The organism is Pseudomonas syringae CC1557, assembly GCF_000452705.1.
GTDB classification, from domain to species: domain Bacteria; phylum Pseudomonadota; class Gammaproteobacteria; order Pseudomonadales; family Pseudomonadaceae; genus Aquipseudomonas; species Aquipseudomonas syringae_F.
In genome coordinates this window covers 3,733,364-3,746,066 of record NZ_CP007014.1, presented here as the reverse complement: position 1 = coordinate 3,746,066, position 12,703 = coordinate 3,733,364, and the positions used below count along the sequence as shown (strand labels likewise).

Annotated in this window: 11 protein-coding genes and 1 pseudogene; 7 read left to right on the top strand and 5 right to left on the bottom strand. The window is 57.5% G+C overall.

Features of this window, described 5'->3' with window-relative positions:
• Positions 1 to 590 precede the first annotated feature (590 nt).
• Positions 591 to 1,742 carry an MFS transporter gene (locus tag N018_RS16465; protein WP_024646276.1) on the top strand — a complete coding sequence of 384 codons (1,152 nt, stop codon included), beginning with the start codon at positions 591 to 593 and terminating at the stop codon, positions 1,740 to 1,742.
• Between the two features lie 6 nt (positions 1,743 to 1,748).
• Here N018_RS16465 and N018_RS16460 read toward each other — a convergent pair whose 3' ends face one another.
• Together N018_RS16460 and N018_RS16455 are read right to left on the bottom strand one after the other, a co-directional pair.
• The gene (locus tag N018_RS16460; RefSeq protein ID WP_024646277.1) at positions 1,749 to 2,579 is read right to left on the bottom strand and encodes a PhzF family phenazine biosynthesis protein; all 831 of its coding nucleotides are present in this window, start codon (positions 2,577 to 2,579) and stop codon (positions 1,749 to 1,751) included.
• Between the two features lie 127 nt (positions 2,580 to 2,706).
• Positions 2,707 to 3,189, bottom strand: a complete 483-nt coding sequence (locus tag N018_RS16455; RefSeq protein WP_038401853.1) for a multidrug/biocide efflux PACE transporter — start codon at positions 3,187 to 3,189, stop codon at positions 2,707 to 2,709.
• Positions 3,190 to 3,288: 99 nt separating this feature from the next.
• Here N018_RS16455 and N018_RS16450 point away from each other — a divergent pair, with 99 nt between their 5' ends.
• Entirely contained in the window at positions 3,289 to 4,173 is an 885-nt protein-coding gene (locus N018_RS16450) for a LysR family transcriptional regulator (RefSeq protein WP_025390239.1), read from the top strand.
• An 82-nt stretch (positions 4,174 to 4,255) separates the two neighbouring features.
• Positions 4,256 to 4,480 (top strand): DUF6434 domain-containing protein, encoded by a 225-nt coding sequence (locus N018_RS16445; protein ID WP_025390238.1) that lies wholly within the window; start codon positions 4,256 to 4,258, stop codon positions 4,478 to 4,480.
• A gap of 42 nt (positions 4,481 to 4,522) precedes the next feature.
• Here N018_RS16445 and N018_RS16440 read toward each other — a convergent pair whose 3' ends face one another.
• Positions 4,523 to 5,077 (bottom strand): ankyrin repeat domain-containing protein, encoded by a 555-nt coding sequence (locus N018_RS16440; RefSeq protein ID WP_025390237.1) that lies wholly within the window; start codon positions 5,075 to 5,077, stop codon positions 4,523 to 4,525.
• A gap of 61 nt (positions 5,078 to 5,138) precedes the next feature.
• Positions 5,139 to 6,644, bottom strand: a complete 1,506-nt coding sequence (gene katB / locus N018_RS16435) for a catalase KatB (protein WP_025390236.1) — start codon at positions 6,642 to 6,644, stop codon at positions 5,139 to 5,141.
• Positions 6,645 to 7,206: 562 nt separating this feature from the next.
• On the opposite strand from katB, the gene N018_RS16430 reads away from it, so the two are divergent.
• The 4 genes and pseudogenes from N018_RS16430 to N018_RS16420 all read left to right on the top strand — a co-directional run bounded on the left by N018_RS16430 (position 7,207) and on the right by N018_RS16420 (position 10,748).
• Positions 7,207 to 7,917, top strand: coding sequence for a GNAT family N-acetyltransferase (locus N018_RS16430; RefSeq protein ID WP_025390235.1), 711 nt, complete (start codon positions 7,207 to 7,209; stop codon positions 7,915 to 7,917).
• Between the two features lie 196 nt (positions 7,918 to 8,113).
• A pseudogene (locus N018_RS28665) lies at positions 8,114 to 8,848 on the top strand (MCP four helix bundle domain-containing protein); the annotation flags it as partial.
• A gap of 42 nt (positions 8,849 to 8,890) precedes the next feature.
• Positions 8,891 to 9,754: a methyl-accepting chemotaxis protein gene (locus N018_RS28660; protein WP_418903485.1), complete on the top strand. Its 864-nt coding sequence runs from the start codon at positions 8,891 to 8,893 to the stop codon at positions 9,752 to 9,754.
• Between the two features lie 139 nt (positions 9,755 to 9,893).
• A complete protein-coding gene (locus N018_RS16420; protein WP_024646285.1) occupies positions 9,894 to 10,748 on the top strand; it encodes a CAP domain-containing protein in 855 nt (284 codons plus the stop codon).
• A 210-nt stretch (positions 10,749 to 10,958) separates the two neighbouring features.
• Here N018_RS16420 and N018_RS16415 read toward each other — a convergent pair whose 3' ends face one another.
• The gene (locus tag N018_RS16415) at positions 10,959 to 12,587 is read right to left on the bottom strand and encodes a methyl-accepting chemotaxis protein (protein WP_025390233.1); all 1,629 of its coding nucleotides are present in this window, start codon (positions 12,585 to 12,587) and stop codon (positions 10,959 to 10,961) included.
• Between the last annotated feature and the right edge of the window lie 116 nt (positions 12,588 to 12,703).

The following is a 12,703-nucleotide window of genomic DNA, read 5'->3' as shown; positions in this document are numbered from 1 at the left end:
AGGGGATCACGTGCATGGCACGTAAGGACAGAGGAGTGGTGATCAAGGGGGGGCGAAAAACGTGGAGGCTGGAGGCCTTTAGCATTCTGACTGATTATGGGGAGGGTCAGTGCGCCTGCGAAATACTCATGCGTTGCGTTAAGCAGAGGGTGGTATGTTTCGGTCGAGCAAGTATTCATACATTGATCCTCCTGGATATCCGACTATTCAGTGATTCGTTGAGGAATCACAAAGTAAAATCTCGTCGGCTAATTGCACTAACTGAGTGCTGGAGTGAATCTAACCCAGCGCTTTACGCATGGCAATAAACGGGTGTAGATCGAAAAGATATAAAAGAAGGTTATAAAAATTATGCTTTCGTATTAGGTTTATTAAGAGACTGTAGAATGCTTTTGATTTTTAACGGCTTTTTCGGATGTCCGTTGTTTTTGCTGGCTTTTTGCCAATTTTGAATTAAAGGATTATTCATGTTGAACGAGCTTTAAAGTGAACTTGAGTCGATTGTGTATCATAATTATATTAACCTTGTTTGTTTCTGGAATACCAGGTTTTCGACTCGGAACAATACGACCCTACTAAAAGGAGCATGCATGACCTCTTTCAGCACCGCAGCCCAGGATGCCAAGGCTCGGGCGGAACAGTCTTCGACGCGTATTGCGTTTTTCATTGCCGGTTTCAGTGTGGCGTCATGGGCGCCGCTGGTGCCTTACGTCAAACAGCGGATGGGGCTTGATGAGGGTACGCTCGGCCTGCTGTTGCTGTGCCTCGGCGTGGGTTCGATCATTTCGATGCCGCTGGCGGGCGCGCTGGCAGCGCGCTTCGGCTGTCGGCGGTTGCTGGTCTGTTCAACGCTGTTGATCTGTCTGTGCCTGCCGTTGCTGGCGACGATATCCAGTCTGCCGCTGTTGATCGCCATTCTGTTTCTGTTCGGCGCGAGTATGGGCGGGGTGGATTGCACTGCCAACGTGCAGGCGGTGATTGTCGAGCGTGCCAGTGGCAAGACCATGATGTCGGGCTTTCATGGCTTGTTCAGCCTTGGCGGTATCGTCGGCGCTGCCGGTGTTGCTGGCCTGCTCAGCCTGGGCATCTCGCCATTTGCTGCGATGTTGATTGTGGTGTTGCTGACGCTGGCCGCACTGGCGAAAGCGACGCCGAATCTATTGCCTTACGGCAGTTCGTCCGATGGCCCCGCCTTTGCGATTCCGCGTGGCGTGGTGCTGTTTATCGGCCTGCTGTGTTTCACGGTATTTTTGGCCGAAGGTGCGATGCTCGACTGGAGCGCGGTGTTCCTGACCTCTTTGCGTGGCGTCGAAGCGTCCTATGCCGGGCTGGGCTACGCCGTGTTCGCCGCGACCATGACCCTCGGGCGGCTGTTTGGCGATGCGATCGTGAGGCGGGTCGGCTCCAACCGGGTCATCATTCTGGGCGGCCTGTGTGCTGCGGCCGGTCTGGCCGTCGCCACGCTGATCCCGGTCTGGCAGGCCGCGCTGCTGGGTTACGCGCTGGTGGGGGCTGGCTGTTCGAACATCGTGCCGGTGTGCTATAGCGCAGCCGGCAGGCAGAAAACCATGCCGGAAAGTGTGGCAATCCCGGCGATTACCACCGTGGGCTACGCCGGGATTCTGATCGGTCCTGCGGCAATCGGCTTTATTGCCCACATCAGCAGCCTTGAGCTGGCGTTCATGATCGTCGCCGTGATGCTGTTGGGCGTGGCAATTGGCGGCAGCAAGCTCAGGACCTGATCGCGGTTATAACCTGCGCGCCATCCCGGAGACCCGAATCGAACTGCCCGGTTGCTCCGGGATTTCAGCGCGCAGGCGAGAAGGGCTGCCCATGTCTTCGCCTTGCAGGATGTCGATGAGCCCGCCGTGCGGCCAGCCGATATCGCGCAGATAGCCGCCCAGTGCTGCCGTGGCGGCACCCGTAGCCGGATCCTCGTAAACCCCGCCGAACGCAAAAGGGTTGCGGGTATGAAACAGTTGATCGGTCTCTGCCCAGGCCAGCAAAATGGTCGCCCAGCCCTCACGTACCATCACTTCGTGTCCGGCCTGCTGGTCGTAATGCATGGCTTTGAGCGCAGCACGACTGTTCAGCGCCAGAATCAGATGCCCGGCACCGCCGTTGATGTGCGCTGGCGCGATGCGCTGATCCAGGTCGTGATGTGTATAGCCGAACAGAGCCAGGGCTTCTTCCAGCAACGGTGCACTGACCGCTTTGCTGAAAGTGGGCGGTGACTGTAATGCTGCCGACGTCAGCGAACCCTGAGCATGCCCTTCGACCGTGATCTGCGCCAGATTGAGTGTCAGGTTGAACACGCCGTTGCCTTGCTGCATCGCCAGCGCCGCGCCCAGCGCGATGGTCGCGTGCCCGCAGAACGGCACTTCGGCCAGCGGCGAAAAGTAACGCACCCGCCAGCCGTTCTCGACAGGGGCGGCAAAAGCAGTTTCGGAAAAACCGACATCGGCGGCGATCTGCTGCATGACTACCTCATCGGGCAGCGAATCGCCAATCCACACGCCTGCCGGGTTGCCGCCCCGGTCTCCATCGCTGAACGCGGCCAGTTTTATTATTTCAGTCATGGGGCGGAGTCCTTGCCGTGTTGGTCAGAGGCGCACAGTGTGCTCTGGGGGCGGAGGGATAATCCAGTGAGAAAGGCTTATGCAGTTAATCTATAACGTTGATGCTTGGAAGCGCTCACGATCGGTTTCAAAGCACTTCACATCTGGCCGTACGCCGCTCGACCAGCCTTTCGCGCAACGTGTCGTAGCCCCAGTTGAACAGCAGGGTGTACGGCAGAAACATCAGCAGCAGGCCGATGTCCAGCAGGAAGGCTTGCAGCAGGCTGATCGACAGCCACCATGCAGCCAGTGGCACCACGGCGAGGATCAGTCCGGCTTCGAACCCCATGGCGTGCAGGACGCGGGTCATCAGGTTCATGGCGACGCCGCAGCGTTTCCGGAAGCGGTCGAACAGGGCGTTGTAGAGCATGTTCCAGAGCATGGCGATGGTGGAAATCATCACGGTCATGAGGCCCATCATTGTCAGCGAATGGTCCATCAGCCAGGCGAGCAGCGGCGCGACCATAATCACGCCGCCGATTTCGAACAGGGTGGCATGCAGCGCACGTTCGCGGATGGACTTGTGCGGTACTGCGAGTGATTGTTCGCCGGGCTGTTTGCTGTGATTCATGATCGGGCAGTCCTTGATATCCATTCGTAGCAGCATTGTCATCGGTGTTTGCGTTAACCTGAAAATCATTCCCATCGGTAAAACCGATAAGAGACTGTCATGAGTTATTCCCCCGAAGCGTTGGAAGCGTTTGTCCAGATTGCCGCACTGGGTTCGTTCAGCGCTGCTGCGCGCCGCCTGGGCAAGAGCCAGTCGACCATCAGCGAAGCCATCGCCCGGCTGGAGATCGATCTGGGGCTGGAGTTGTTTGATCGTTCGTCGCGGCAACCGGTCTTGACCGAGGCGGGGAGGGTCATGCTCGGTCGCGTCGATGATTTGCTGTGCGCCTCCGATCGCCTGCGCCGTGCTGCGGCGCGTCTGTCAGCGGGTGTCGAGCCTCGGCTGACGCTGGTGTTGTCCGATGCCAATCAGTTCGCGGATTTCGAGCGGCTGATGACCGAACTGGACCAACGTTTTCCGGAGCTGGAAATGGAGTGTGTGTTTGCCGAGCACGGTGATGCGATCAGCCTGGTGCAATCGGGTAGAGCATCGCTGGGGCTGTTGTCGGCACAGGCCAGCTACCCGCCGGAGATTGGCCACGCGACCATCAGTGAAAGTGCCGATTTCGGTCTGTTCGTTTCGCACAAGCATCCACTCGCCGCGCTGGAACGAGTCGATTACCAGCAACTGGCTCGCTATCGCGCATTGCGCCTTAACACGCTGGTCGAGCACAGCATCCCGACCGACGACCTGCCGACCAGCGGTCACCGGCACTGGTCAGCGCCGAATTATCTGTTGCTGATGGACATGGCTGCGTTCGGCTTCGGCTGGTCGGCACTGCCGCGCTGGCTGGTATCGCGCTACTCGGGCGGACTGTTGAAGGAGCTGAAAGTCTCCGGCTGGCCACGTCGCTCGGCGGTCGATGTCATTTGGTCGTTCCACTGCAGCCTGGGGCCTGCGGGGGCATGGTTGCTGGATGCGCTGGTGCCGTTTGCGGGGGAGTGAGGCACACTCCGGCATCGTGACTGTTTCGACATTCCGTTATATATAAACGAGTCCTCTCAAACCGACCGCACAGGAGCTATGTATGGCATTCGATTGGCACTCTGACCTGATCACGCGTGACACTCCGGTGGACGTGCACTATCGAAACACGCAGAACGTGCGCCGTTTCATGGTCGAACAGTGCGGCCCGCTGTTCAGGTTTGATCGAACATTCATGGCGTGGATAAAGAATGGCGAACCCAAAGACATGGGGCAGGTCGCGGATCACTGGTTGCAGATGCGTGCGCAGGCCTCAGAAGCAGGCTAACACCGGACCTGCGCGCCGTTGAAAAGTACCAGCCGACCGATGTCAGCGTGTGGGTGGTGCCTGAAATTCGCCTTTGGACAAACCCTGCACGTCGTTGCCCATGCTGTCACGGAGGCTCAGGTCCGCGCCCTTGTCGGTCAATTCCTTGAGCACTTCGGTGCGTTTGAAAAGGGCCGCGTACATGGCTGCCGTCTGCCCGGCATTGTTGGTCAGGTTAGCGCCGCAGTCAGCCTGCACCAGACGCTTGGCGATACTCAGTTCACCCTTGAAAATGGCGCCCATCAGCGCGGTATTGCCGCGGTTGTCCTTGGCGCAGGGATCCGCACCGGCGTCGATAAGCCGAACCACTGCGTCTTCATGGCCGTGATAGGCGGCCAGAATAAGGCCGGTGTAGCCTTGCGGGTCACGCACGTTGAGGTCGTAATGAGCTTCGATGAAGGTGTCCAGCATCGGATTGTTGCCTTCACGGGAGGCATCGAAGAACAGAGTGCGAAGCTGGCTGGCGGTCTGTTCGGCATTGAGTTCTGGAGGCGGAGCAGGTTGCGTTGCGCTGGCGGTTGCGGCAAACAGCAGCAAGCCGTAGATGAGGTTTTTCACTGGCGTTCTCCTGGCTGGAACCGCCCCGGTGCACAAGGCACCGAGACGGGACTTCAGCTCATCAGTCCTTCAGGCTGGCAGCCAGCGACTTGACCTTGGCCAGGTCGCCTTTTGCCACTTCGGTTACCCGAGTGCCGTAGGTAGGGTCTGCCTTGTACAGGTACGACAGCATGATGTTTTTGCTTTCGGTATCGGTGTCAGCCAACGACTCGCCGAAGCTCTGCACCAGGTCGGTCTGCTCTTTCGGGGTGTAGGCGCGATACACGTCGCCAGCTTGCTTGAAGTTCTGCTCGCGCGTGATCTTCGCCTGCTGGGTGGTGCCACTGAGCGGCAGTTCGCTGTAGCGCGCCTTGTCATCGGATGGGCGTGGTTCCAGACGGCTTGGCTCGTAATTCACGCCGCTGGTGGTGTGGCCGCTGTTCATCGCGCCATCCTGGTTGCCGTTATTCACCGCAACTTTAGGCTGGTTGACCGGCAGGCTCAGACCGTTGGCGCCAAGGCGGTACATCTGGGTGTCGGCGTAGGAGAACACACGACCTTGCAGCAGACGGTCTTCGGAAGGCTCGATGCCTGGCACCAGATTGGCCGGAGCCATGGCGACCTGTTCGGTTTCCTGGAAGAAATTGTCGACGTTCTTGTTCAGTACCATCTGGCCGATTTTTTTCTCCGGCACGTCAGGCCAGATCTTGGTGGCATCCAGAGGATCGAATTCGAACTTGGCAAGGTCTTCAGGCTTCAGCACCTGGATGTACAGATCCCATTTCGGGAAGTCGCCTTTCTTGATCGCGCCGACCAGGTCATTGGTCAGGTGGCTGTAGTCCTTGGACTGAACCTGAGCGACTTCTTTTGGATCAAGGTTCTTGATGCCTTGCAGCGTCTTCCAGTGGAACTTGACGTAATGCACTTCGCCTTTGGCGTTGACCAGTTTGTAGGCATGCACGCCGTTACCATCCATGAAGCGATAGCCTGCTGGCGTACCTTCGTTGGAATACAGCAGGGTCAGCGTACGGGTGGCTTCCGGTACGTGGGAGAAGAAGTCGAAGCGACGTGAATCGTTGTCGAGGTTGGTGCGTGGGTCAGGCTTGAAGGCGTGCACCATGTCCGGGAACTTGATGGCATCGCGAATGAAGAAAGTAGGGAAGTTGTTGCCCACCAGGTCCCAGTTGCCATCGGCCGTGTAGAACTTGGTAGCGAAACCGTGGGGGTCGCGCAGGGTTTCAGGCGAATGGTTGCCGTGGACCACAGAAGAGAAACGCACGAATACCGGGGTTTTCTCGCCCGATTTGAAGACCGTTGCCTTGCTCAGGTCGCTGATGTCGGCCGATGCAGTAAACTCGCCTTTGACGCCAGTGCCGCGGGCGTGAACAACGCGTTCCGGGATGCGTTCGCGATCAAAGCGTTGCAGTTTTTGCAGCAACTGCACGTCTTGCAGCAGGACCGGCCCTTGGGCGCCTGCTGTCTGGGAATTCTGGTTATCGCCGACGTCGGCGCCATTGTCGCGAGTCAGGGTGTCGGCTGCGTAGGCGGCCGGCATACTGATAAGTCCGACTGCAGTTAAACGAACCATGTGTCTGGACCAGTTTAATAACGGCATTTTGAATCCCTCATATTTTTTTAGTAGGCGAAATAATTTTAAGCGGGCGAGGGCAAAACTGTGATTATAAAAATGCATCGGGTTGATTGAAATAAATGCGAGCGAAAGTGCGCAGAACCGCTTCTCTTTTTGAGAATAGTTGAAATAGCGATCAGTCAGAATCATGGCATAAAGCCGCAGTCGGTAGTTTGCTAGTCTTCTATCTGTATGAAAGTAAAGTGATTTTTATTGAATGTCGATGTTAATTAGAAGCGTTATTTCTTCAGCACATGACCGTTACATAAAAAAGATTACCAACTTCCTTGTCACGTGGCCATTCGGCAAGTCTGTGTTTTGATATGGAACGAGCGTACCGGATATCGCTTAAGAAAGCTATTGAGTAGTGGCTATTTGATGTTTTATTTGCGGGATGAAATCGTCTGTTTATAGCACTGATTAATCCAGAGCATACCGACTCGGCCTTGCGCACCCGGAAGCGTTATCATGTCCCGCTAGCCTGAGCAGGCAATCCTCATATTCTGGAGTCCGCCGTCCTATGTCCACCGTCATGCTGCTCCAAACCCCGCCACCGGAGTTTATCCGCAGCCAGATTCAGCAAATGGTTGTCGATTATGTGACCGACATCAGCCTGGTCGCCATTGTGCCGAGCAACCCGCTGTACAACCTTTATCAGTATGGCGTGGGCTATGAGGTGCATCTTTACCTGAACGCCATGGACGGGTCACAGAGTCTGACCGTCGAGCTGATCGTTGCGCTGGATGATGACGATCCGGAGATCGTGTTGGGTTTTCTACTTTACCTGCCGGTACAGAACGATCCACAGGCGTGTGCCGTGGCCTATATGGCAGTACGCGAAAGCCACCGTCGTCAAGGCATTGCAAGCTCGATGCTGGAAAAAATGGTCGCTCGTTATCCGCATGCCGAGCTGTATTGCGCAGTCGACAAGGTGCCGTATTTCGAATCACAGGGTTATCAGGTGCTGGGCGCACGTGGGCCGCAGGTGATCATGAATACCCGGGACCATGGCACTGACGGCTTGCTGGCGGTGATGGATATCGCACCTATCTACAGCTCGGTGGAGGTGCGACAGATTCATGCCTATTTGCTCAAACAGCATGGCGAGCAGGCGATGCTCGACGCGGAGGAACAGCGTGATCGCCATCTCGATGAACTGACCCGCCAGGCCAAGGCGTTTGCCGGTCAGCGTCTCGCTGGTACGACCACGAAGGCGTTCCGGTTGCACTGACAGCTGGATGATTATCAGAGCAATGTGCACTTTGTTCTCATTCGACTTTAGCGATTTTTGCGGTTGTCAAATTTTTTTTAAATAAACCCGGGGACGGCTGAACGATCCATTTGAGGTGAAGTCATTATGACATCATCGCTGTTTGACACGTCAGTTCAGCACCAATGTCAGCCCTCATCATCCTCGGGTAAGCCTCATGAATTTCCTGCGTCAGTTAACGTTTTCGACCAAGCTTCTTTCTGCGTTCATCGCGTGTGCACTGATCACGCTGGCTGTGGGCGGCCTGGGTATGACGGGTGTTACACGCTTGGCCAATGCACTTGAGCTTACTTTTTCCAATAATCTGGTATCGGTAGGTAATACCAATGAGACGCTCTCCAGTCTCACGGCGCACAACCGTGGCCTTTACCGCTTGCTGGATGCGCAGCAGGGGGGCGTACCCGAGGCAGACAAGGAACGTGTTCGTCAGGCGCTGGGCGACGACCTTGCACGTGCGCAGAAAGTCTTCGCAACCTACCGCGCCACACCCCTGGAAGATGACGAGCGCGCCGCCGGTGATCAGCTTGAGCAGATACTGCCTGCTTATATAGCGGGCACTCAGCAGGTGGTCGAATTAATGAGCGCTGGCGATCTGGATAACGCCCGTACCCGCCTTAACACGCTTTCCGCGGATGGCTTCGCCAAGGCCCGCGGTTACCTGCGGATCATGATCGATTCCAACAAACGCCAGATCAAGGAAGGCGCGGCGGCGGCTGCCGAACTCAAGGCCAATTCTGTGCTGATGCTGGAGGCAGGTGTGGTGATTGCCTTTCTGGTGGCGATCATGCTGGGCGTTTTTATCACCCGCATGATCACCCGTCCATTGGCGGTGGCCGTTGCAAGTGCCCGGCGCATTGCCGGTGGTGACCTGACTCAGCCGATCGTTTCTACCAGTGGTGATGAGGCCGGGCAGTTGCTTGACGCGTTGTCCGGCATGCAGACCGGTCTGAAAAGTACCATTCTGCAGATTGCCAGTGCCGCCGACCAGCTCGCCTCCGCAGCCGAGGAACTGAGCGCAGTGACCGATGAGAGCACGCGCGGGCTGACTCGCCAGAACGACGAAATCCAGCAGGCGGCTACGGCGGTGAACCAGATGACTGCCGCTGTCGAGGAAGTGGCGCGTAATGCGGTGTCGACCTCCGAAGCCTCGAAGACCGCTACCGAGGATGCAGTTGATGGTCGTGGTCAGGTTGATCACACGGTCAAAGGCATCACTACCATGGTGCACGAGATCACTCAGTCTACCGGTGCCGTTTCCGAACTGGCCGGGCATGTGCGCGAAATCAGCAAGGTACTGGACGTTATTCGCAGCATTGCCGAGCAGACCAACCTGCTGGCGCTCAACGCCGCTATCGAGGCCGCGCGTGCCGGCGAACAGGGGCGCGGTTTTGCGGTGGTGGCTGACGAGGTCCGGGCACTGGCCCACCGTACCCAGGCTTCGACCGTCGAGATCGAAGGCATGATCAGCACCGTGCAATCCGGCGCCGACGGTGCTGTGGCGGCGATGGGCAAAAGTCTGTCGCTGGCCACCAATACTCAGGATCTGGCGCTACGTGCCGGTGCGGCGCTGGAAAAGATCACCCAAGGCGTGGCGACCATCAACGAACGCAATCTGGTCATCGCTTCGGCCTCCGAAGAGCAGGCCCAAGTGGCTCGGGAAGTAGACCGCAATCTGTTGAACATTCAGGACCTCTCGACGCAGAGCGCGGCGGGGGCTAATCAGACCAGCGCTTCCAGCCAGGAACTGTCGCGTCTGGCAACATCCTTCAATACGCTGGTTGCCAACTTCAAGCTTTGAGTCGTGGCCGCCGGACTCTGGTCTGGCGCATTTGCGGGTTTGAACAGGCGACGGAATTCGCGGCAGAACGAAAAAGGCGTTGCGCTTGACCGGGTGATTTCGCGCATCATAGGCGTAATCAGCCCGAGAGAGACTTTTCATGCCTGTCATTACCTTCGTTCTGCGCCTGTCATTGCTGTCATTTGGAATGATGTGTGCCAACGCTGTGTTGGCCAGTGAAGAGACGCAACTGGTCGACACCCTCAACGCCTATCGGGGTCAGGCGCAACGCTGTGGCGAGCAGGTGTCCATGGAATTGCCGCCATTGGTGACGGATACGCGACTGGTCCTGCCGGCCAACGGCAACCTCGATCTGCAGCAGTCACTGGCCCGGGCGGCCTACCCGATGGTCACCGTGCAGGCGATCAGCCTGTCCGGTCCGCGCGATGCTGCGGCCGCCATGAAGGCGGTTCAGGAAAGCTTCTGCCAGGTAGTGCTGGACCCGCAATTCGTCGATATCGGTGTGAGCCGGGAAGGGCGGGACTGGCGCATCGTGCTGGCGCGTTCTTTGGTGGCCTCGCGTCTTGGCGACTGGCAGGCCGAGGGGCAGAAGGTTCTGGAGATGATCAACACGGCGCGCACCCAGGCGCGTCAATGCGGCGCGCAATCCTATGCAGCCACCACGCCACTGGCCTGGAACCTGACCCTGGGCACCGCTGCGCAGAGCCATTCACAGGCCATGGCCAACAATAACTTCTTCGACCACAAGGATCGGGAAGGCCGCACGCCGGGCGACCGCGCCGAGCTGGCCGGGTATGTCGGTCAGCAGGTCGGAGAGAATATTGCAGCTGGTCAGGACACCGCACGCAAGGTGGTTGACGGCTGGCTGGTCAGCCCAGGTCATTGTGCCAATCTCATGAACCCCGGTTTTCGCGAACTGGGTGCGGCCTATGCAATGGACCCTAAAAGCGATGCAGGCATTTACTGGACAGCGATGTTTGGCACGCAGCAGTGAGGGGTCTCGTTTGCTCCGGCCAACAGGTTGAGAGCTGGAAGCTGAATGCCTGCCGGTCGATCAGCTGCCACTGGTCTTTCTGCTTCTGCCATCTATGGACGTTTCGATCTCGGTCGGCATGACCTTACCGATGTTGACCGCCTGCGCCGGGAAGTGATTGCAGGTCCTGGAGAGTAAGTGCCGGAAAGCGGGCTTTCCGGCACACAATGGTTACACGCGGAACTGTTTGGTCAGGCGATTCAGGCCGGATGCCAGTGTCGACAATTCGGCGGTGGCGATAGCCGTCTGATTCGAACCTTCGGACGTCTGACTGGACAGGTCACGAATGCTGACCAGGCTTCGGTCGACTTCACGTGCAACCTGGGCCTGCTCTTCGGCGGCGGTTGCGATCATCAGGTTGCGTTCGTTGATCTGGCTGATGGAGTTAGTGATTTCAAGCAGCGCCTTGCCAGCACCGTTGGCCATTTCCAGCGTCTTCTGGGCCTGCACGCTGGTCTGCTCCATGGCTGTCACGGCATTGCCGGTGCCGGTCTGAATCGAGCCGACCATCTGTTCGATTTCCCGGGTCGATTGTTGAGTGCGGTGCGCCAGTGCCCGGACCTCATCTGCAACTACCGCGAAACCTCGTCCGGCTTCTCCAGCACGAGCGGCTTCGATTGCCGCGTTCAGCGCCAACAGGTTGGTCTGTTCGGCGATGGCGCGGATCACATCCAGGACCTTGCTGATGTCGGTGGCCATGACCGCCAGGCCTTGCACTTCTGTCGACGTGATCTGCACCTTGGAGACCATCAGGTTGATCGCGGTGACGGTTTCATCGACCTGCGCACGCCCGGCCATGGCCGCGGTACTGGATTGCGAAGTCACTTCCGATGCCGATGCTGCGTTACTGGCCACCTCTTCGACCGCCGCGCTCATCTGATTGACGGCGGTAGCGGCCATTTCAATTTCGTTGGTCTGACGCTGAATGGTACGTGAGGCATCTTCGGTGACTGCATGCATTTCTTCGGACGTGGCGGCCAGCTGTGTGGAAGAGTCGCCAATCAACGTCAGGGCACTGCGCAGGTTGGTTTGCATGGAAGCCAGTGCAGAGATCAGTTTCGCCGCCTCATCGGTGCCATCCTGTGCAATGTCCTTGCTCAGATCATTGGTAGCAATACGTTGCGCGATGATCAGCGATTCGCCAATCGGCCCGGTCAGGCTGCGGGTGTACATCCAGGCGAGGAGCAGGGTGGTGAGCACGCCCACTGCGATGAAGATACCCACCAGCCATAGGGTTTGCTGATAGGCAGTGTCTGCGGTAATGCCTGCTTTTTCCGCTTTGGAGTCGTTGACCGAGATGAGCTTCTTAAGTGTGATTTCAACCTGATCGGCTGCGCTTTTCATCTCGCCGTTGGATATCGCCACTGCCGTTTCCAGGTCACCAGCGGCAACCGACGCGAGGTAGCGATCCTGTGCGGTCTGATAGTTGGAACTGGCTTTAGTGAGTTCATCGAATGCCTGACGCCCTTGCGGGGTGACGATCAATTTGCCTAGTGCATCAGAATAACCGGCGGTCAGCGAGCGTGACTGTTTGATGTCGCCGAGCGCCTTGGTCTTTCGATCCTGCGGCTCGATCGGGTTTCGTACGCGGGCGTTGTTGCCTCGGATACTGACAAACTCTCGATCGATTGAAGCGAGCAGTTTCATGCTCGGCAGCACGTTGGTCTCGATAAATTTTTCGGCGGCGTTGAGTTCCGCCGCCTGGCGCAAGGCAAGTAAACCCAAGGCAATGATCATCAGGCAGAAAACGCCGAAACAAAGTGCCGAGCGTGGGGCAAGGTTGAGTTTTCGCAGGATCATTGGTGTTACTCCATTGGGGGCAAAAGGCTATCGCCCCCAAATGAATTAACTTGTCTGCAGAAGAGTGACTAAATGTTTCAAGATGTTGCAGCCATGGTCAACAAGTGGAATGCCTC